General features: G+C 67.4%; 21 protein-coding genes and 3 pseudogenes. 8 read left to right on the top strand and 16 right to left on the bottom strand.

What is annotated here, in order from left to right; genetic code table 11:
- Positions 1–185: 185 nt before the first annotated feature.
- The 6 genes and pseudogenes from OHA88_RS04450 to OHA88_RS04430 form a co-directional block, all read right to left on the bottom strand.
- A complete protein-coding gene (locus tag OHA88_RS04450) occupies positions 186–2,156 on the bottom strand; it encodes an Ig-like domain repeat protein (protein ID WP_328624306.1) in 1,971 nt (656 codons plus the stop codon).
- 525 nt (positions 2,157–2,681) lie between these two features.
- Positions 2,682–2,779, bottom strand: a pseudogene (locus OHA88_RS44510) (IS110 family transposase); the annotation flags it as partial.
- Positions 2,780–3,346: 567 nt separating this feature from the next.
- Positions 3,347–3,946 carry a hypothetical protein gene (locus OHA88_RS04445; RefSeq protein WP_328624305.1) on the bottom strand — a complete coding sequence of 200 codons (600 nt, stop codon included), beginning with the start codon at positions 3,944–3,946 and terminating at the stop codon, positions 3,347–3,349.
- 215 nt (positions 3,947–4,161) lie between these two features.
- The gene (locus tag OHA88_RS04440) at positions 4,162–5,292 is read right to left on the bottom strand and encodes a site-2 protease family protein (protein WP_328624304.1); all 1,131 of its coding nucleotides are present in this window, start codon (positions 5,290–5,292) and stop codon (positions 4,162–4,164) included.
- Between the two features lie 164 nt (positions 5,293–5,456).
- Positions 5,457–5,918, bottom strand: a complete 462-nt coding sequence (locus OHA88_RS04435) for a methyltransferase (RefSeq protein ID WP_328624303.1) — start codon at positions 5,916–5,918, stop codon at positions 5,457–5,459.
- A 910-nt stretch (positions 5,919–6,828) separates the two neighbouring features.
- On the bottom strand, positions 6,829–7,983 hold the full coding sequence (locus tag OHA88_RS04430; RefSeq protein WP_328624302.1) for a magnesium and cobalt transport protein CorA: 1,155 nt from the start codon (positions 7,981–7,983) through the stop codon (positions 6,829–6,831).
- Positions 7,984–8,271: 288 nt separating this feature from the next.
- Here OHA88_RS04430 and OHA88_RS04425 point away from each other — a divergent pair, with 288 nt between their 5' ends.
- On the top strand, positions 8,272–9,006 hold the full coding sequence (locus OHA88_RS04425) for a VOC family protein (protein WP_267009686.1): 735 nt from the start codon (positions 8,272–8,274) through the stop codon (positions 9,004–9,006).
- A gap of 158 nt (positions 9,007–9,164) precedes the next feature.
- On the opposite strand, the gene OHA88_RS04420 is transcribed toward OHA88_RS04425, so the two are convergent.
- Positions 9,165–9,617 carry an SRPBCC family protein gene (locus tag OHA88_RS04420; protein ID WP_326624364.1) on the bottom strand — a complete coding sequence of 151 codons (453 nt, stop codon included), beginning with the start codon at positions 9,615–9,617 and terminating at the stop codon, positions 9,165–9,167.
- 995 nt (positions 9,618–10,612) lie between these two features.
- On the opposite strand from OHA88_RS04420, the pseudogene nadE reads away from it, so the two are divergent.
- From nadE to OHA88_RS04385, 6 genes and pseudogenes are all read left to right on the top strand, one after another.
- Positions 10,613–10,822, top strand: a pseudogene (gene nadE / locus OHA88_RS04410) (NAD(+) synthase); the annotation flags it as partial.
- Positions 10,823–10,846: 24 nt separating this feature from the next.
- Positions 10,847–11,433 (top strand): annotated as a pseudogene (locus tag OHA88_RS04405) (hypothetical protein); the annotation flags it as partial.
- Positions 11,434–11,592: 159 nt separating this feature from the next.
- Positions 11,593–11,865, top strand: coding sequence for a DUF5133 domain-containing protein (locus OHA88_RS04400; protein ID WP_328624300.1), 273 nt, complete (start codon positions 11,593–11,595; stop codon positions 11,863–11,865).
- A gap of 348 nt (positions 11,866–12,213) precedes the next feature.
- Positions 12,214–12,903: a HemK2/MTQ2 family protein methyltransferase gene (locus OHA88_RS04395; RefSeq protein WP_328624299.1), complete on the top strand. Its 690-nt coding sequence runs from the start codon at positions 12,214–12,216 to the stop codon at positions 12,901–12,903.
- Positions 12,866–13,261, top strand: a complete 396-nt coding sequence (locus tag OHA88_RS44505; RefSeq protein WP_443044172.1) for a CDGSH iron-sulfur domain-containing protein — start codon at positions 12,866–12,868, stop codon at positions 13,259–13,261. Before OHA88_RS04395 ends, OHA88_RS44505 begins: the two co-directional genes overlap by 38 nt.
- Positions 13,242–14,333 (top strand): glutamate--cysteine ligase, encoded by a 1,092-nt coding sequence (locus tag OHA88_RS04385; RefSeq protein ID WP_328624298.1) that lies wholly within the window; start codon positions 13,242–13,244, stop codon positions 14,331–14,333. The genes OHA88_RS44505 and OHA88_RS04385 overlap by 20 nt, the downstream gene beginning before the upstream one ends.
- Before the next feature lie 179 nt (positions 14,334–14,512).
- On the opposite strand, the gene OHA88_RS04380 is transcribed toward OHA88_RS04385, so the two are convergent.
- From OHA88_RS04380 to OHA88_RS04340, 9 genes are all read right to left on the bottom strand, one after another.
- Positions 14,513–15,085, bottom strand: coding sequence for a hypothetical protein (locus OHA88_RS04380; RefSeq protein ID WP_328624297.1), 573 nt, complete (start codon positions 15,083–15,085; stop codon positions 14,513–14,515).
- Positions 15,082–15,609: a DUF6286 domain-containing protein gene (locus OHA88_RS04375; RefSeq protein WP_328624296.1), complete on the bottom strand. Its 528-nt coding sequence runs from the start codon at positions 15,607–15,609 to the stop codon at positions 15,082–15,084. Before OHA88_RS04375 ends, OHA88_RS04380 begins: the two co-directional genes overlap by 4 nt.
- Complete coding sequence (locus OHA88_RS04370; RefSeq protein ID WP_328624295.1) at positions 15,606–16,007, bottom strand: Asp23/Gls24 family envelope stress response protein; 402 nt, start codon at positions 16,005–16,007, stop codon at positions 15,606–15,608. Before OHA88_RS04370 ends, OHA88_RS04375 begins: the two co-directional genes overlap by 4 nt.
- Complete coding sequence (locus OHA88_RS04365) at positions 15,979–16,188, bottom strand: hypothetical protein (protein ID WP_326624355.1); 210 nt, start codon at positions 16,186–16,188, stop codon at positions 15,979–15,981. Before OHA88_RS04365 ends, OHA88_RS04370 begins: the two co-directional genes overlap by 29 nt.
- Before the next feature lie 168 nt (positions 16,189–16,356).
- Positions 16,357–16,851 (bottom strand): Asp23/Gls24 family envelope stress response protein, encoded by a 495-nt coding sequence (locus OHA88_RS04360; protein ID WP_328624294.1) that lies wholly within the window; start codon positions 16,849–16,851, stop codon positions 16,357–16,359.
- A 91-nt stretch (positions 16,852–16,942) separates the two neighbouring features.
- On the bottom strand, positions 16,943–17,275 hold the full coding sequence (locus OHA88_RS04355) for a hypothetical protein (protein WP_328624293.1): 333 nt from the start codon (positions 17,273–17,275) through the stop codon (positions 16,943–16,945).
- A complete protein-coding gene (locus OHA88_RS04350) occupies positions 17,272–17,691 on the bottom strand; it encodes an Asp23/Gls24 family envelope stress response protein (RefSeq protein WP_326608035.1) in 420 nt (139 codons plus the stop codon). The genes OHA88_RS04355 and OHA88_RS04350 overlap by 4 nt, the downstream gene beginning before the upstream one ends.
- Before the next feature lie 62 nt (positions 17,692–17,753).
- The gene (locus OHA88_RS04345; protein WP_328624292.1) at positions 17,754–18,305 is read right to left on the bottom strand and encodes an Asp23/Gls24 family envelope stress response protein; all 552 of its coding nucleotides are present in this window, start codon (positions 18,303–18,305) and stop codon (positions 17,754–17,756) included.
- Entirely contained in the window at positions 18,302–18,892 is a 591-nt protein-coding gene (locus tag OHA88_RS04340) for an RNA polymerase sigma factor (protein ID WP_328624291.1), read from the bottom strand. The genes OHA88_RS04345 and OHA88_RS04340 overlap by 4 nt, the downstream gene beginning before the upstream one ends.
- Positions 18,893–19,393: 501 nt before the next feature.
- Here OHA88_RS04340 and OHA88_RS04335 point away from each other — a divergent pair.
- Positions 19,394–20,125 (top strand): histone protein, encoded by a 732-nt coding sequence (locus OHA88_RS04335; protein WP_328624290.1) that lies wholly within the window; start codon positions 19,394–19,396, stop codon positions 20,123–20,125.
- Positions 20,126–20,130: the final 5 nt, after the last annotated feature.

Raw genomic sequence — 20,130 nt, 5'->3', positions numbered from 1 at the left:
GTGTCGAAGGCGTCACCGGGTCGCGGAACACGGCGGCGTGGAGGACGTCGCGCATCTGTGGGTGCGTTGTCCGGGGCCGAGGGCGGGCAGCGCGACTTCCCTGCGACGCACACGGCCGCCTCTGCGCCGCCGCCGGTACGGCCCGGTGGAGTCGGGGGCCGTACCGGTTCCGCTTCGGGATGGGCTCAGTTGGTGAAGGTGAAGTACTTCCAAGCGCCGTGCGTGGTGGAGTTGACGGTGTCGCCGGAGGAGCTGTTGATGTACGACGAGCGCATTCGGGCGCGGATACCGGACTCGCCCGCTGCCTCCAGGCGCACGGCCGACTTGCCGTTCGTGGCCAGGGCAAAGTACTGGGAGCCTGAGTCGTACCAGGAGCCCTGGTAGTACACCTGGAGCTGGAAGCGCTGCTTGCGGCCGGCGTAGTAGTTCATCGTTGTGGTGAACACCGGGTCAGTGTTTTTGTGGAAGTAGTAGTACGTCGTGGAGCCGATCTTGCCCGTCTTGTAGTGCTTGGAGACGGTGGTGGAGATCTTCGCGTGGGCGTACGCCGTTGACTTCACGGTTTTTGAGGCGGAGCGGGCGTCGCCGGCGAAGACCGCGGTGACGGTGGTGTCACGGGTCATGTCGACGATCGCCGACACGTTGCCCTTGGAATTGACCTTGGCCGTCTTCAGTAGCTTCTTCGGCTTGTCGGTGCCGAACGGGTCCGCGTAGATCGCGACGGTGCGGCTCTTGTACGTCGCACCGAGGTGCGCGGTGAAAGTGACGTCCTTGCCGTACGAGTACAGCTTGCCGTTGTTGTTCAGGCTCAGCGAGGTGGCCTTGCGCGAGACCTCCACCGCGTCGGAGCCGGAGGCGGGCGCGTGCGTGGCGTCGCCCGCGTAGGAGACCTTGTAGGTGACCTTGCCGCCGACGGAGGGGGTGTCCGTGAAGGAGAAGCTGCCGTCTGCCTTCGTCTTGACGGCGGCCAGTGCCTTGCCGTTCGACGACTCGATGTCCGTGCGGGTCACCTTCAGGCTGGTGCCCGCGGCGAGGGACGTCTTCGAGGTCAGCTTGCCGGTGACGGCGAGCTTCTTGGCTCGTTCCCACTTGGTGGGGGCCGACACCTTGAGGGTGGGCAGCTCCTTGGTGGGGTCGGTCAGGGCGCGCAGGGTGTACGTGCCGTAGGTGTTCACGGAGACGGCGAAGACCCGGCTTGTGTCAGGAGCCCAGGCGAGTGCTCCGTCCACGAGGGTGTCGGCGCCGCTGCTGTTGCCGGTGTTGGGGAAGTCGTACTCCCGCGTCGGCGTGGGGTCACCGGTCCGGTGGATGTGGACGTCGGGTTCGTACCAGGAGGAGCTGCCGCCCGCGACGCTGCCGTCGGGCGCGACCCGCACGGCGTTCGGGTAGGCGTCGATGGGGTAACCGGCCTGCTCGGTGAGGTCGGTGGCCGAGTAGGCGCCGAGGCCGTAGCCGTAGTCCGGGTCGCCCCATGATGTGAGGACCTGGCTGCCGTCGGGCGTCAGGTCCAGCTGCCTCACCGCGGTGTCCATATCGCCCTTGACCCGCAGCGTGGCTCCGTCGGCCGAGACGTCGTACACGGCGAGCTTGCCGCCGTTACCCGCCGCCAGCACGCCCGGGACGGCCGGATCGGAAGCCAGGAACATCCCGAAGGCGCCGTAGAAGTCGACGTCGCCGCGCTGGGCGAGGTGGACGACGGGCTCGGCGCCGGAGACGTCGAGCGAGCCGAGGTTGGTGTCGTAGGTGAACCAGACCCGGCCGTCCACCACCTCGAGGTCGCCGGGAGCCGCGCCGACCGGGTAACTCGCGGTCTGGGTGTACGTCCCTGTCTCCACCGAGACGATCCGGTTGCCGTTCTTCACGGCCGCGTACACCTGCCCGGAGTCGGCGGACAGCGCGAGGCCGGTCACGCCGGAGAGCCCGGTCAGCGTCGCCTTCACGGTGCCCGTGTAGTCGGTGACGACGATCTTGCCGCCGGTCGGATCGGAGATGTAGACCCGCTGGTGGGTGCCGTCCACGACGATGTCGCCGACCGATTTCACCGGCAGGGTTTTCGCGGAGTCGGCCGCCGCCGGACTCGCCACGCCCGTTACCAGAGACGCGGAACTGAGGACGACCGCGAGTGCCGTCGCGGTCGAGATGCTGCGCCTGCGCACAGTGATGCCCCCCACAGAAGAAGCCCGGTGCTCACCGGGCGGAAATGAACAGGCCGCGCGTCCCCCCTCGCACCGACGCGGGTGCGTGGACGCCGCCGAAGAGGCAGCGTATGGCATGCAAGTGACAATTGAGGACTGGAATTCCGCGACTCGATGCACTCGGCCGGACTGAACCTTCCCCACGTGACCGGGACTTCGAGTGCATCGCCGCCGTCATCGACCGGACGCTCCCGGAGTACGGCCCAGAGGCCGACGAGTGAGCCAGGCAGGGAAGCGTTTCATGAGAGGGCTGCGCACCGGTGCAGCCCTCTCCGAGTCGGACCTGCGGAGCGGCCGATGTTCGGCGTCGACGACGACTCGTGGACCTGCGCCCCGGTGCGGTTGGCGAGCTCGGTGACAGCCACCGTGTGGTCGTGGTGGCTGTGGGGAGCTGTCCGGGGTGTCCGGTTACAGACAGCTGCAACACCCCCGGATGTTGCAGCCCCAGCGGCGAAGCCACCCCTCGTAGGTCGCGGGTGCCAGAGGCAGGACTCGCCGCGACAGTAGGCGTTCGCCTCGCGCGTCGATCACCACGCAGTGGTGGTGTTCCTTGCCGATGTCCACGCCGGCCAGATCTGGGGCACGGTCACCTCCGCCAGATCGTCGTCCAACTGCAGTCCCGCAGACGACCTCGCCGACGTTGTCCCACGCAGCGATCGAGTCGCATATCCCAAGTAGCGGTCGAGTCGTCGCGGGGCTCCGGGCGACCAAGTCATTTGAGCCATCAGACGGCGACAAGCTCATAGCCATACGGCCATACCCGGAACCCCTGGGGCCGACGATCGTACGAATGACCGCCTCGGACCCACGCCTTGGAAGGTAGGACAAGTTCAGCTCCGGAGCGCGTACCACGTCGTACCACCTGAGGCAGACAACCGTGGTGAGCGACGGCAAGCGCGACCGTGGTGCGAAGCCGGCAGAGGACGGCATTTGTGCAAGCCTGATTGCTCAGGGCAGGACGTCTTCCGGCGGGTGAGGCTTTGAGTGATGTGACTGTCACCTGATGGTGTAGGCACGGGCGGAACTTTTCGGTCCGCATTCCTCTCCCGAAGACCCGCCATTGACGGCGGCCAAGTCATGCATGGGCTCCTCCTGAAGACGGGACCCGGATGGTCCGTCCGGGGTTGTGCCTGGTCAAAGGGCACCGGCGCTCACTTCTCGGGGGCGGGCCAAGTCGCCACAAGTGCTCGCCGATCTGGGAAGCGGGGACCGGAGACCATCTCCTGGGTCGTCTCACCGTTGAGCCAGCACACTTGCTCGGGGCCGCCGTCGCCGGTGTCGAACAGGCAGCACACTCCGCCGCTGGCGGCGGTGAGGTCGGTGAACACCTTCCTGATGTTGGTCGACCGCGCGAACAAGCGGCTCATCCCCGACGTCGCTGCCCAGCACTCCACCGACGCGTAACCAGGGTGCAGGAAGGACTCGAACCGGATCGTCGCGTAGACGTACCCGATCTGGATGCGCCCGTCCGCCTCGGGTTCAGGGCCGCCCGTCTCCGCGTACTCGCGCAGTGCGTCATCGACGTCGAACATGAGGGACGTGTCGAGCTCGAGCGTGCTGCTTGTGGAGCAGACAACCGGCTCGCTCTTGAAGTGGGACGTGAACGGGAGGACGAGCCGGTCACCGCCGGGCAGGATGACATCGAGCGGCGGCACGTGAGAGGCCGGTGGCGCCAGTTCGGCCAGATTGGCCAGCGCCTTGGCGACGTTTTGGGGACGCAGGTAGATGTCGTAGCCGTAGGTCAGTCCCATTCTTCCCCCAATGCCGGGTCGAACCGCACCTTCTCATGCCCCGCCCCTGGGGCGCCTGCCTCCTCAACATGCACAGCAGCGCAGCACGCTGGGGGACTGGCGTCAGGGCCGGGTCCGCGAGCAGGTGAGCTGCCGCACGCCCGAGCGTGCCCTCGCGGCGCAACACCAGGGCCAGCCCCTGCCAACCATCGCCGACGACGCTGCGGGCCCCCAACTCAGTCGGGCCCCTGGCCCCCCAACCCGTGCCGCTGGATCATCCGTGAAATGTCCTTCGCGGTGACGATCCCCACCAGATGGCCCCCGTCCACGACGAGAATGCGCATGCCACCACCCGGGCGGAGCTTCTCGAGAGTCTCACTCAGAAGATCAGTCGGGGCGGCAACCGCGCACTGTGAGAGCGGCATCGCCACCTCGCGCACGCGCACGGCCTCCCGGCGCGCTCCCGGTATCCGGGCAAGCCTGCGTACTTCAACGATCCCACTGGGACGGCCCTCGAAATCGAGCAGCGGCACGGAGGAATGGCGGGAGTTCACTGCCACGTCGTCGATGAACTGCCGGATGGTCAGCCAGTCGGCGCCGGTGGTCACCGGGCTGGACATGGCATCGGCGACCTTGACGCCCCGCAGCGCTGTGTGGATCACGGCGCGCTGCCGTTCGGCGCCGGCGACGACCGTGATGAAGAGACCGACGAGGACGAGCCACAGCCCGCCCGGCACCCCGCGGAGGAGGGAGATCCAGCCGAAGGCCATCAGTAGCCCGCCCATGACCTGACCGCTTCGGGAGGCAGCCCGATCCGCACGGTCCCGGTCTCCGGTGCGCCACCACAACAGCGCCTGCACCGCCCTTCCGCCGTCGAGCGGCGCAGCGGGCAGTAGGTTGAATGCCCCCAGGAACAGGTTCGCCCAGCCGAGCCACACCAGCACGGCGGCGGGCACCGCCCAGCCGGACATCGAATGCAGTCCGATTCCCGCTCCGAGCGCGACGCCCCCGATGGCCAGGCTGGTGAGTGGCCCGCTGACCGCCACCGCGAAAGCCACCGCCGCTGTCTGCGGTCGCCCCATCCGGGTCATCCCACCCAGGGCCCACAGCGTCACATCCTGTACCGCGATCTTCTTCCTGCGGGCAGTCGCAGCGTGCGCCGTCTCGTGGAGCAGGAGGCTGCCCATGAGCAGGACGGCCCCCACGGCACTGGCGAACGTGTACACCGCATCCGAACGCCCTGGAGTCCATGCCGGGAGGGTCTGGCGGCCAAGACCGTACGCGAACAGGATCACCAGCAGCGGCATGCTCCAGTGCATCCGCAGTGGTACCCCGACAACTTGTCCGACACGGACCGATCCGTTCATCGTCGTCTCCTGTCGGCCCGGAACCCGGTCCATCGGGCAGGATCTCGCGACCTGACTCCGTGAACCGACCAGCACCGCACCCACCCACAATTGTCGCTCTCGGAAGCTCCCGCCCACGACAGCCCTGGTCTGCCCACAGGCGCTGGAGCCGAGGTAGCTGAGGCTCAGGCAACCGTTCCTAGGGCATGTCGAACGTCGATCCCGTCGGCCAGGCCGAGGCGGGCGGCGTTGTCACGGGCGCAATCCACGGCGCGCACCTCCTGGTCGGTGGCGACGATGCGGCGCACTCCACGACGGGCGAGGACGGCGGACAGCACTCCCGTTCCCTTGCCGATGTCGAAGGCCGTGTCCCCCGCGGGCAGTTTGGTCTCGGCCACCAGGTCGACGTACTCGCTGTGGACCGGGGAGAAGACCCCGTAGTGCGGGTGGATGCGGTTGCCGCCGAGCGCCGGCATCTCCACGCCTTTCCTGCGCCATTCGTACGCGCCGATCACGCCGAGCAATTCACGCAGTGAGCCGACTCCGGGCCCTGCGCACAGGCCGTGCGCGTGGGCGCAGGCATCCTGCGCCCGGGGGCCGCGGCACAGCGAGATCGTCCAGTCGCCCTCATAGGGAATGAGCAGCATGCCGAGCAGCCGCGCCCGGCGCGCATGTTCCCGGCGGTGCAGCCGAAAAGCCTCGGCAGGGGTTCACAACTGCTGCGCACGCGAGCTGCTTTGGCGCAGTTGGCCACGATTGGGTGAACGGTGTGACGGTCTGTCGGTATGTCTGGCGGGGTGTGCGTAATGTTCTCGGTGCGATCTGGGACGCCGGGTGTGGCGTCAGCGGTCGGGGCCCCCGTGTCACCAGCGAGATGGTGCGGGGCCTCCCCGTCGCCTCTGGCCACACCCATATGGCCAGGTCGTAGGGATCCCGCCCGCCCGGGACGGACCGCATACGGGATATGCGTCGCCGACCGGGACGCGAAAGCGGAGGACCAGCGCGCCCAACACCGTTCGGGGCGCGCCAGTGATCCAGGACTCACTCCTGCTCACTGCCCAGGAACGGTTTGGACCAAGGCCGAGTGCCTGCGCTCGGCGCGATGGTTCAGGGCGGCAAGGAGCCTGCGCGCGGACGGGTAATCGCCGCGCCAAAAGCACGGCGGTGCCCTCGCCGATCAGCTGGTGCGCCGCAGCGACGCTGATGGTGTCCTCTGCAGTGACGATGCGCTCAGGGGGTGGGGTACCGTCCGCGAAATACCAGAACATCAACTCCCATGAGAGCCGATGTTCGATGCCCGGGCGGCGACCTGGGCGTTCCGGAAGAAATATTTCGCGTCCTATTGACGTGTCGAGGTCGCAGCACCTTGATGCCTTTCCGACGTTCACAACCTGCTGACGGTGGTGGGGACGCCGGCAGGACGCTGTCTGCCGACGGTCTGCGTCCTGGCGTCGGCCGGTCGGCTTACCAGGCAGCAGCCGGGTGTCGTCGCGGTTGGCACGCTGCGTGCCCACGGCGTCGACCTCGTGCTGATCCGGCGCGATGGCCACGGGGTTGCTAGAGCCAGTCGCGGTGTTTGAAAACTACGTATAGGCCGACGCAGACCACGGCCATCAGGGCGAGGGCGAAGGGGTAACCGAGGACCCAGTGCAGCTCGGGCATGTGGTCGAAGTTCATGCCGTAGACGGTGCCGATGAGGGTGGGCGCGAAGAGGATGGCCGCCCAGGCGGAGACCTTCTTGATCTCGTCGTTCTGTGCGTGGCCGGCCTCGGCCAGCTGCTTCATTTCCTCGTTCTGGGCCTGATTGACCAGAGTGGCGTTGACGGTGAGGATGTCGCCGAGCATCTCGCGGAAGCTGTCCACGCGCTCGACCACGGTGGTGTCGTGGTCGGCGACGTCTCGCAGGTAACGCTGAAGTTCCTCGTCCGTGCCGTACTTCTCGAAACCGGCCTCGAGCCCGCGCATGATGGTCAGGAGCGGCCGGGTGGCGCGCTGGAACTCGACGACTTCGCGGGAGAGTTCGTAGATGCGGCGGGAGACCTTCGGGTCGCCGCCGAACACCTCGGTCTCGATCTCGTCGATGTCGTGCTGGAGGCCGGCCACCACGGGCGCGTAACCGTCGACCACCGCGTCAAGGATCGCGTACAGCACCGCCTCGGGGCCCAGCGCCAGCAGCTCGGGGTCGCCCTCCAGTCGCTTGCGGACGATGGCCAGGTCGGGTGCCTGGCTGTGCCGTACGGTCAGCACGAATCCGGGGCCGACGAACAGATGGAGTTCCCCGAAGTCCACCTCCTCGGCCTCGTCCATGTACCGGGCCGAGCGCAGCACGACGAAAAGCGTGTCCCCGTAGCGCTCCAGTTTCGGCCGCTGGTGGGCCACGATGGCGTCCTCGACGGCCAGCTCGTGCAGCCCGAACTGCTCCGCCGCCTCCCACAGCTGCGCGGGGGAAGGGCGGTACAGCCCGATCCACGCCATGGTGCCAGGTTCCCCCGGAAGCCGCTCGTAGATCTCCTCCAGCGTCGAGGGCGTCGCGATCCGCCGTCCGGCACGGTAGATCGCCGCGTCCACCACACTGCGGGCCAGCGACGCGGGGGGCTCCTCCTGTTCCGCCCGTGGATCCATCGAATGCTCGGGGGCCGGGTCCGGCCCGTGTCCGCCCGGGCTCAGCGGCCACTTACCCGCTCGGGCCGCACGCGATCGCCAATCGGACATGACAGAAACCTCCAGAAGGAAATCCACCTGAGTTCGGTCCATGTGGCGGCTCCGAATCAGGTGGTACCTGGCCGGGCGAGGTCTCTTGCAAACCGGCCCTCGGCACAAAACAGCCTATGGGCGGCCGCGACACCTGTCGTGTCGCGGCCGGTAGGGCGCTGAGCCCCAGTGGCTCGACCTGCCCGGCGCTACTGTGGGACGTGCCGGTAGTACGTGACGGTGGAGGAGATGGCAGGCATGTCAACCTCAAGCCACGCGATGTTCGGCGCTCCGTGTTGGGTCAGCCTCATGACCCATGATCTCGAAGCGGCGCAGCAGTTCTACGGTTCTGTCCTGGACTGGACGTTCCGCCGAGCTCGGGTCGGGGACGCCTGCTCCGTCGGTCTTCACGAGGGGATTCCGGTCGCCGGTATCGGCGCGCTCGCACGGGATCTCGCTGTGGCCGTGGTGTGGACGCCGTACTTCGCCGTTGACGACGCCGATGTGACCACAGCACGGATCCGCGAGCGCTGCGCCACGCTGGCCGTCGGCCCCCTCTCCTTCGGCACCGGCCGGGCGGCACTGGCCGCGGACCGTGACGGCGCAGTCTTCGGGATCTGGGAGGGAGAGGTCATCCCGGACTGGGGGGTGGGTCGCAAAGGGGCCCCCGCTTGGCTCGAACTGCGTACCAGAGATGCCTTCGATGCCGCCATCTTCTATGGCGAGGTCCTCGACTGGGGCGGCGAGCGACCGGGCAGCTGCCAAGTCGCCTACGAAAACGATCACGTCGTGCTCCGTCACGGCGAAGACACGGTGGCGCGGCTCAGCGGCGGAGCCGTGGAGGCTGCTCCCGACCCGCAGGTCCGACCGCGCTGGCACGTCCATTTCCGGGTGCCTGACATCGAGGCTGCCGTTCACACGGCCACTGGCCTCGGAGGCAGCAGCGTCTCTCCCGTGGAGCAATCCGAGACCGATCGCTGGATCACGCTGCGTGACCCGGAGGGTGGACTGTTCACCGTCACCTCGCCCCGGCTCGGGGACTGAGCCCTCCGGAGGCGGATCGCCGGGCATCCGCCGAGAGAGCCGGCCGAGGCCCCGCCCGACGGCCCGGGAACGAACGACACGCGGGCACTTCGACCGGTTCGGAGCCGTCGCTGACGGACGGCTGTTCCGTACCGCTATTGCGGTTAGTCGCCAGTGCGTCACGGGCGGTCGGCGTCGGGCGGCATGTCCTCGACGACCTTGGCCAGTCGCCCGAGCATGGTGCGGTGCCGGATCTGCAGGAGGGCGTCGAGGGCGGCGTTGTGGAACTGCCCTCCCGGCCCACGCAAAGGGTGTTCGTCGACAATCACGAGGGTGTTGTCGCCCCAGGGCCGGATGTCGAAGGAGATTCGTGCTGTGCCGAGCGGACCGTTGTCGGCCTCGAGTTCGAGTGCACCGGGCCGATCGATGCGACGGACGGTGGTGTGGCCCTGGAACTCCTTGGGGCCCAGACGCACCGTGTAGTCGATCGTAGATCCGACCTCGGGCCATCGGCCTTCCCCCGGGCCGGTTTCGTGCGTGCCGACGACCCAGTCGCCGTAGCGCGTTTCGTCCTCGAGGAGGGACCACACCACACCTGGCTTACGGAGGATGAGCTGGTGTCGTACGGCCATGATCGCCTCCTACGCATTCGGCTCCGCTGTCGAGGTCGTTCGATTGCTCGGCCGCCGGCAGCCAGCGCACTGCGCCGACTGCCGGCGGGCCCAGGACGAACGCAGAACTCTGAGGGAACGGAGCTGGTGCGTTCTGCCGCCGCATCTCCTCAGGTGGCTGGAGGCCTGTCTATCGGATCAGCCCTGCCGCGAGCCCGGCATGATCCGATGGAGTGGGCCTACCCCTGCCTGGATTTCTTGTCGGGAGGATCTTGAGGGTCCACCCCCGTGGTTGCCGAGGCGTCCTTGGTGCCGCTGGGGCGCTGTGAACGGCCTCTACGGCCCGTGTCGTGCATGCCTTCCTCGGAACCCTTGGCGCGCTCTTCGCCTCTGCGACCGGTGCTTTTCGCGGTGTCGCCGGGGACGTCCTTGTTTTCCTCTTTGGAGATCTTCCTGCCGCGTCCCGGGCCGGGTGCGTGCTCCTCGGGGTGGAAGGAGCGATGCGCGCTTGGATTGTCCTGTTGGCGAGTCTCGTCCACGTCCGACGCCCAGCCGTGCTGCTGGGTTCCTTTGTGCCGGCTCGGACCTTCGCCGTGCGGTGGCTGGGATGGCTTTGGATGTTTGGGCATGAGTAGGCCTGCCTGCCTATGGGGGGTGGGGTCCGGTCTGCGAACGCGAAAACTCTTCGCAGCTCCCTTGCAAAAATTCTGCCATTCATTACGAAGGTGGGCATACCGGGTCTATGCCGCATAGCACCGAGTGTGCGCACGGGAGTCGCCTCCAATATTCGAACGACCGTGCGAGGAGGATGTCCCTTCCTACGTCTTTCATCGGAAGTGCGCCCGCTCGGCGGAGCGCCTCCCGGCCCTCGTAACGCTGGGGTCTGGCGGCCGAGGCGCGCGGCGAGGGGGAGATGACGGCCGTCGGGACCGGCGAGGGTTGACTGATCGATGGTCACTCGAACCAGGCCCTTGGGGGAGCGCGAAGTCGACGCCTCGCATGCACAGGCCGGAGACGCGGCTTGCGGGCTGGGGGAGTCGACCGCTCACCTCTCCTGGGAGGGCCAGACCGTGATCTACGAGAACGGGGTCCGTCCGGCCGAGACCGACCGGCTCCCGCTCGACGACCAGTACGCGGTGGCCGACGTGGACCTCGACCTGCTGAGGCAGGAGCGCCAGTGGATGGGCACCTTCGACGACAACCGCCACGGCCACGCCGCGTGTACCGACGGCTCCGGCGCGTTGCCTTCCAAACGGGCCGTCGCCTACTGGGGCGGCGGATCGCATGCACGACGCCGGATCGAGGCTCTCCAGCAGTCCTCGGCGAGCGTCGCGCTGTTCCTGGAGTACATCCCACAGAACCTGCACCAGTGGCTGGGCGAGCAGATGGACGCCGGCGGCGAAGCCGCCGACCGGGCCTGCGCCATGGTGGAGAGGGCATCCTGACCGACGGCCAGCGCCTTTTCTTTGCGGACTACGGTCTGGCAATGCCCTGTACGGGTACGGGAAGGGACGACCGCGAGGAGCAAGTGCGCGCGTACGCCCAGGGCGAGAGACCCAGGGGAATCCCGGAGGCGGCAGCCGCGGCAATCCTCGCCCGCCATGCGCCGCTCACCGCAGTGATGGCGGACTTATTTCGCAAGCTCCAGCGCGAGAGCAGGGAGACCCCGTACGCGCTCGAGGAGATCCGCCGGATCGGCCGTATGTATCTGCGGGCAATCACTTCGCCCGTCCCACCACTGCGGAGCAGGCAGCACCTGGAGGAGCGGCGCCATCGCCCGCGCGGCGAATGCAACGAGAGGCAAGAGGTGAAGGGCACGCCCCGTAAGCACGGGTGACGCATGTGAGCCGTCGTCACTTCGCGGTACGAAAGGGCCCCGCTCCCACTCCGCACCGGCGCCGCGGTCGCGCTGTCGGAAGTGTGGCCGCCGCAGCTCGGGGTAGTCGGCCGGTCAGGCCAACGGCCCGTCCAGAGTTGTCGAGCGGAAGGATCGTCCATGTTGATGGCTCACCCGGCCGTACTGCGGAGCTTGATCGAGCAGTACGAGACTCTGATGGTGCTGGAGGCCGAGAGCGGCGCCCGTGACGCCCGGCAGCGGATAGGCGATGTGGCATACACGCTGTGTGTGGCCACGGGCACGGGGGACATCGACAGTGCGCTGGTGGCCGCCCGTTATCAGTTGCCGGGGGCCCGTCCTCAGGATGACTCCGTGCTGGCGGCCGGCCCCGTGAACCTGCCGTCAGGCGCAATCACAGGCATCCTGAGATGACTGGAGTGGTCCGTCAGGACGGTGTAACCAGGCAGTGATGGGTGTTCCTACCCGGACTACGAGCCAACGCCGAGGGGGACGCCCATGAGCGAGACGACACCTTCTCAGGCCGAAGGCGAAGAGCGGAACATGAAGAGGATGAGCCCGGGGTTCGAAGGTGCATAGGCAACGCCGAATCGATGCATGAGGCGCTGCGTACGAACCCGTCCCGGGCACAGGGAGCCGGGAAGGAAGGCTGAAGGCAACCGGCGACCAACGCGCAGCACATCTCCGGTCGGTCAGAGGTGCCGCACTGCCATCTCGACCACCGGGCCATGGCGCGTGAAAGTCTCACAGGGAGATTCCTTCATGGCTTCCGAGTCTGCAGAAACAGCAGAATTCCCCTACCCTTTTGTGATCACGCTGCCCGGCGTCTACGCGCCGCAGCACGACACGCGGCTGCTGATGGCCGCCCTGGACCGGGAACACATTGCAGCGGGTGCGCATGTGCTGGATCTCGGAACGGGGAGCGGCGCTTTGGCCGTGCGCGCCGCTCAGCTCGGTGGACGGGTGACGGCCGTGGACATCGCGCGCTGTGCCGTGGCGACCACGCGGCTCAACGCGTTGTTGCACCGCCAGCGCATCACTGTTCGCCACAGCGATCTGGCCTCTGCCATGCAGGACCGCCGCTACGACCTCATTCTCTGCAACCCGCCGTACGTCCCGGCTCCGCACGCCCGGGTGCCTACCCATGGTTCGTCGCAAGCCTGGGACGCGGGGTTCGACGGCCGGGCGGTCGTGGACCGTGTCTGCGACGGCGCCCCTGCCGCGCTGCGCACCGCAGGCGTGCTCCTGATGGTGCACTCCGGGTTGTGCGATCCCGCTGCCACTCTGCGCCGACTGTCCCGCGGCGGCCTCAAAGCGACAGTCAGCGCACGCGCGCGCGTCCCGCTCGGGCCCGTTCTCCTGTCCAGGCAGAGCTGGCTCCAGGAACGGCAACTGATGAGGGCCGACGATTCATGTGAGGAACTGGTGGTCATCCGTGCCGAACGCCCCTGAATCCAGGCGACGTATCACCCTGAACGACAACGGGCCCTGGCTGGTGGAAGGGCCGGTGGAGGTGACCGGTACCGATGGCACCACCGTGGCCTCGGACCGCTTCACCGTCGCCATCTGTACATGTCGCCGCAGCCACATCTATCCCTGGTGCGACACCAGCCACCGGCGACGCACGGGCCGGGGCGCCACAGATCCGTCTTCCGACGGTCGAAGGCTCGACGAGCCGCATGCGGAGGCTCGACGACAGGCAGATCCTGTGGCGAGCCACGAGTTGAGCGAGCGCGACGACGAGCTCTGTGGAGGGATCGGTCAGTCAGCCGAGGAGAGAGGGCACGGCTGTGCGGAGCGTGGGTGTTGAGGAGGAACTTCTCCTGGTCGACGCGGAGAGCGATGAACCGCAGGCACTGTCGACAGCGGTTCTGGCCATGGCGGACCGACATGCCGAAGGAGAATGTGCCTTCGAGTCCGAGCTGCACCGCCAGCAACTCGAATTTGCCACCCGGCCGCCTCAAACCGACATGGACGAGTCGGCGGAAGAGATAATCCGCCGACGGGTGGAGGCCGCCGGTCACGCGGACAAGGCGGGGGCCGCCGTGGTTGCGCTGGCCACGTCCCCGCTCCCTGTCAGCCCGACGATCGGAACCGGTGAGCGGTATCACTGGCTGGAGCAGCATTTCGGAGTGACCGCGCAGGAACAGCTGACATGCGGATGCCATGTCCACGTGTCGGTGGAGTCGGACGAGGAGGGCGTCGCCGTGCTGGATCGCGTGCGGCCCTGGTTGTCGGTGCTGTTGGCCCTGAGTGGGAACTCGCCCTTCTGGCAGGGCCAGGACAGCGGCTACAACAGCTATCGGAGCAGGGTCTGGGGCCGCTGGCCGTCAGCAGGCCCGGCAGATGTATTCGGCTCTGCGGAGCGCTATCACGAGCAGATACAGGCGCTGCTCGACACCGAAGTGCTGCGCGACAAGGGAATGATCTACTTTGATGCGCGCCTCTCCCACCGCTACCCCACCATCGAAGTCAGAGTTGCGGACGTGTGCCTCGATCCGGTAGTCACGGTGCTGCTGGCCACGCTGATTCGTGGTCTGGTCGAGACAGCGGCGCGTGAATGGCGGGCCGATAAGCCACCCGCCCGATTCCAGACAACTCTCCTGCGCATGGCTGCCTGGCGAGCAAGCCGTTCCGGGCTGGATGACCGGCTGCTCCACCCTCTCACCATGCATCCCGAACCCGCCGAAACCGTGGCTCGTGCACTACTGGCGCATGTGCGCGGGGCCCTGGAGGAGAGCGGCGACCTGAAGGCGGCCGAGGACGCGCTGGACTCTTTGATGACTGCGGGAAACGGGGCGTGTGTCCAGAGAGATCTGATGCGGCGGACCGGTAGCCTCCGCGCCACCGTTACGGAGTGCGTACGGCGCACCCGAGGATGACGACGAAAACTCGCGTACATCGCAACATGGGCTGCAGGACGCAACCCCCTCCCACCTACACAGTGGTTCCGCGCCGCACCGCGGACTATCTGCGCTTTCATCCTGCCTGGGCTGAGCGACTTCCCCTTCATTCCCCTGCTGCTCACGGGTAGCCCTGCAGGCATCTACGCTCACAACGTCTAGTGTGCGCGGGTGCCGGCGTGGGTGGTGAAGCGATACTCGACGGTGAAGGGGAGGGTGTCGAGGTCGAGCGCCTGACGGAGCCGGGGCAGCCCGTGGGTGGTGAGGTGACGGTTGATAGTGGTGAGATCACCGCCCTGCTCGGTGCTGATCACCATTGCGAGGGTGGGATTTTGGCGGGTTCCGGCGAGCGTGGCGCGGGCGTGGCGGACGCCGGGGTAGGTGGTGACTTCACTGAGGAAGGGGGCGGTGGCAGTGTTCGCAGCCAGTTCGGTGCTGCCGCGCTCGGGGTGCTGCTCGAGGTGCCAGGTGTGGGTTTTGGGGCGCCGCGTGAGTTGGGCGACGATCCAGCGGAGGACGAGCAGCCCCAGAACGATGGCGGTGGCGGCAGCAATCCAGAGTGCCCAGGTGGGCGGCTCGGCGGTGGCGGGAGTGAGTGTGGCGTCCGAATCCAGGAAGGTGAGTTGGCCGAAGTGAGCCGCCAGGGCGAAGGAACTTGAGGCGAGCAGGAGGACGCCGATGACGGCGAGGAGGGTGCGGTTGAGGCGGACTGGGCGGTTGAGGCTGGTCATGATGTGTTCCTGGTGGCACGGAGCCGGATCTTCATGGCCGGACGAGTGAGCGGGGTGACCTGGTCCAGGCGCTGATCCAGGGCGGCGCGCACGGCATCGGTGAGCCCCGCGGTGTTGGTCCGGTGGGTGCGGATGCGGGCGACGATCGTGCGGCGGCCCAGTTTCAGCTTCGCTCTGCTGACCCCGTCGACATTCGCGGCTGCGTTCTGCAGAGCGTGGCGCAGGCTACGCCTGGTGATGCCGGAGTCCATGTCACCGGCCAGCGGCAGAACGGTCGGTTTCCCCGGCAGGAGTGCCGCGAGCAGCAGGAGTAGCCCGAGCAGGGCGAATGTTGCGGCGGCGATGAGGGTGGTGGCGTCGCTCCAGTGCGTGCTGTGCAGGGTGTCAGTGACGGAGCGGTAGTTGATGAGCGGGCTCTGACCGATGATCAGCTGAATGGCGACGATGGCGATGAGCACGCAGGCTGCGAGCAGGACCAGCGCGGTGAGAGTGGCCGGGATGGTGCGGCGGGGCCGGCATTTCATCGGACTCTCCTGGTCGGTGAGTCGGGAGCGTGTAGTGCAGTGACGGTGATGTCGACACGGGTGACGGTCAGACCGGTGAGGTCCGCAACGCGGCGCACCAAGCGTGCGCGGGCGTCTTCGGTGGTGTGAGCGACGGATTTTGGATAGGCGACGGACAGGCGAACATCGAGCGCCGCAACTGAGTCGCCACTGACCTTCGCGGCAACCCGGGCGGAGTCTTCGGCGTGTTCCCCTGGGACTTCGATGCCGAGCACCCGGCCGGGCGTTCCGCCGATGTTCTCGACTTCGGTCAACACCCGGGCGGCGATACGTTCCACAGCGCGGTCGGAGATCGTTGTGCTGCCTCGCTGCGCCGCGCCGGACTCTCCTTCAGCTGACGTGGTGATCGCGGTGTCCATGGAAGTCGTCCCTGTCACGGCCGGTGAGTTGGGCGAGGTCGAGCTTGCCATCGAGGTATCGCCCTACCAGCAGCCCAACCGTCCCGAGAACGAGGACGATGAGGAAGGCTTCGAAACCGCCGAACGCGGCGGTGACGCCGAGGACGAGCCCTGTCAGGAGGCCCATCTGAGTGGACGTCATGTCAATTCTCCTTGGTGCCGTACGTTGCCCTGACGGTGGCCATGCGGCATTGAGTCGGGGTGTGCGAGTACGCACAGATGGGCCGTTGTACTGCATGGAGCCTGTGGTAAGGCCCCGTGCTCACTGTGGTGACGTACGGCGTGCGCGGTGCCGGGGGCCTGGCAGCGGCTACTGGACGCGGTCGCCGGTGTCCTGGTCGTCGCCGTCACTGTCGTCAGCGGCGATGTGCACGTCATTGACATTAATGTTGACTTCGACGACTTCCAGGCCGGTCATCTGCTCGACGGAGTCGATGACGTTGTTGCGGACGTCCTTGGCCAACTCGGGTATCGACACTCCGTACTCGACCAGGATCTGCAGGTCCACGGCCGCCTGCTTCTGACCGACCTCGACGGAGACGCCCTGTCCGGCGCTGGCGGAGGCTCCGGGGATACGGCCCTTGACTGCGCCGAACGCCCGTGCCGCTCCGCCACCCAGCTCATATACGCCGGGCACCTCGCGGGCAGCGAGACCGGCGATCTTTTGGACGACGACATCGGCGATGGTGGTGGAACCCTGCCCGGAAGCTTGCGCAGGTGAAGGTGCACTGGTGGCACTCTTGTCCGCGTCGCCTGCGGCAAAAGTGGAGGGCACGGCAGTATTGGTGGTGGCCGGGTTCGTCATGGTGCTCTCCTCGGTTTCCTGGCTCTGGACGGGGCGGCTTCGCGCTCGTCACACCTGAACGACCCGTGCCAGGGGAGAACGTCATGGCCTTTCAGGCACCCGCGTCACTCGCGTGATCGAGAAGGGTGAGCGCGGCGGCATCGATGTCGGTGACGACAAGGCGCAGCCGAGCGTCCTTCCACCGGGTCTCCTGCAGCGCTGCGTGCAGGGCGGCCTCTGCCTCGCGCAGGATCGGAGGAAGGGGGAGGGCAAGGGCGACGACGCGGATCTCGATCAGTTCGTCGTCGATGCCGACGGCCATGGTGTCGAGGTTCCACGGCACGCGTGAGCCGACGTAGGTGGTGGCGGGGGTCGCCGGACGCAGACCGGGGATCCCGCCCAGGACGGCCAGAATTGAGCGTGTCAGCTCTGATCTCGAAGTCACCACGCACCGGTCCCATACAAGTCGATGTCCATGATCGACACCACGACGGCCTGCGGAGCGAGACCCGTGGCATCGGCGACGGCCCGCGTGACCTCGCGCTGAACCGCCCGCCCCACGGCCCCGGCCTGGTCATACCCGGAGGCGACCATGTCGATGGACGCGCGCAGGCTCGATGGCACGGCTGAGTGGTCGACCGTGATTCTCACACCCTCGGTCGGGGCCGGGGCAAGGCCGTTGATCTTCTGGCGTACCGAACGCGCCACCTGGGAAGCGAGCCCGGTCAGGCCGGGTTCGAGCCGCACAACACCAGGGACGCCGACAGCGGCTCGGGCGGCAATTGCGGCGATCACGGGCTCGGTGATCACCCACTGGGCACGGGGAGCCCGTGCCTCGTCGTCCGGCACGGTCGTTGCCATGGGGAACACCGTGTCCATGTGCTTCAGCCTCTCTCAACAGTCTGCTGCCCGATCCCGGGGTTTCATGCGTCGTACAGGTCTTCCACGGTCAGGTCCAGACGCACCAGGGCTATCCCGACCCGTGCTGCAGCGGCTGCCCGGACCCGCTCGCGCACCTCGTCGACGGCGTCGGCGGAAAACCTGCGGTAGGCCACCGCGAGGCTCATCTCCACCTCCACCGCGCCCTCCCTCTCCGTGACGGAGATCCGGCAGCGCCGTGCGCGCACACCGTCGACAGAATCGGCGGCGCATCGCAGCACCGCAGCGACCGCTTGTTCGCTGATCTGCACCCCGCCCGGCTCCGCGCCGGGCAGCGCGAGCATGTGGTGACGGCGGACCTCTGCGCGCACCGCAGACATGATCCGTCCGGTCAAGCCCAGCGGAGGTCCGATCTCTTCCGAGGCGAGCTTGCCGGTCACCTCTTGCAGGACCACCAGACTCTGCCGCGCCGCAGTGCAGTGCTCGCAGGTGAGATCATGGGTGTCACCCAGGCCGGTGCCGGCCCGATCGAGCCGCTCCCACACCGCCTCCATATCGCGGCCGCAAGGCAGCACATATCCCTGAGTGTCGCTCATTTCCATGGAGCCATCGCCTCCGCCAACTGCACTCGAGCGCGCGCTATGCGTCCACGCACCGCCGTACGGGTCGTGCCCATAACCCCAGCGATCTCCTCATAGGAGCGACCGTGAACCTCCCGCAACAGCCAGCATGCCCGCTGCTCGGGCGTCAGCCGCTTCAAAGCGGCGGCGAGCGCGATCAGCTGCTCGCTCACCTGTGCCGCCCGCTCCGGTGATCCAGCCGCCTCGGCAGTTTCGCGACTGTCCAGGTCAGCCTCCGCGACGGGTCTACGTGCCCGGATGATGTTCAGGCACCGGTTGCTCGTCGTCCGGTAGAGCCAGCCCACGAACGCTGCGTCGTCCCGCAACTGCCCCAGCCGCCGCCAAGCGGTCAGGAACACCTCTTGCACCACGTCCTCGGCGTCGCCACGGCTGGCGAGCATATGCAGTGCCAAGCGGTACATCGGCCCCTGATAACGGCGCACCAGCACCTCGAAGGCGCGCATGTCGCCGTCACGGGCGCGAACCACCAGGGTGGCATCATCCAGCCCCACCTCCGGGGCGGGGGAGGCGGGCTGTGAACCGACCCCGGCAGACGACGTCACCTGCACAACCTTCCTGCGCCAGGCAGGCTCTCGGGCCCTTCTCACGGACCTGCTGGAATAGCGGCAGAACCCACCTCGCAGTAGAAGGACACGACGACCGCGCCCGCGTCACGGCATATCAAGTATCTGCCACACACCGGGGCCGCTGCAGTGGTCGGCGCGGGTGCCAGTGACCTGCAATCGCGGATGCCGCAGCGGCCCGCCCGCGCAGCAGGAAACGAAGCTTTCCAAGATGCGACTGTCGCGAAACGGGCGAGACTTGTGAGTACAGGACCGGCATTGAGTGATGGCTCTCGTGCCGAGGCGACCGGCCGACGTTGCCGGATTCGCGGTGCTGTAGAGGGCCGGCCCCGCCCGAAATGAGACAGGACTAGGTTCCCCCTTCGTTGCGCTCCCAAAATTGGCAGTGGCCGCCGTTAGGGCAGAGACGACTGACAGCCACAGAACTGCAGTTTGCGCGGCACAGGCGGGTCCCGCGGGAACTTTGAAGGTGACGTGCGTATGGACGATCAGACCAAGGTGACTCTCGCCGCGGCCCTTGTCGGCGGATACGTGCTGGGACGCACGAAGAAGGGCAAGCTCGCGCTGAGCGTGGCGACTTATTTGGCGGGCAAACGGTTCGGCCTTGAGCCGCGCCAGCTCGCTACCGAGGGAATGCGCAGGCTGGGGGAGATCCCGCAGGTGGCCGAACTGCAGGACCAGCTGAAGGGGGAGTTCCTCGAGGCCGGCCGCAAGGCTGTGACAGCTGCTGCGACTCGCGGAATGGGGACGCTCTCGGACACGCTCCGTGACCGCACGGCCAGCCTCGGCAAGAAGGAAGAAGCTGAGCCGGAGGAGGAGTACGAACCGGAGGAGGAAGAGGAGGAACCGGAGGAGGAAGAGGAGGAACCGGAGGAGGAAGAGGAGGAACCGGAGGAGGAAGAGGAGGAACCGGAGGAGGAAGAGGAGGAACCGGAGGAGGAAGAGGAGGAGCCTGAACCCGAACGCCCGCAGCGCCGTAGAAGCTCCCGGAAGCCGGCTCGGCCCGAGAGGGCCCCCTCTGACCGGAGTTCTTCCGGGGCGGCGGCGAAGGAGCCATCCCGGAAGAGGAAGTCCTCTGCGACGAAGCCGGCCGCGAAGAAGGCAGCCCCAGCGAAGAAGTCTGCCCCCAAGAAGCAGGCTCCCGCAAAGAGGGCGGCGTCCTCAGGGCGGCCGGCGAAGAGGACATCCAAGCGCGCCGATCGACGGAGGTAACCCGC

This window comes from Streptomyces sp. NBC_00353 (assembly GCF_036108815.1).
Classification (GTDB): domain Bacteria; phylum Actinomycetota; class Actinomycetes; order Streptomycetales; family Streptomycetaceae; genus Streptomyces.
The sequence above is the reverse complement of the archived record's forward strand: the minus strand, read 5'-3'. Positions and strand labels throughout refer to the sequence as shown.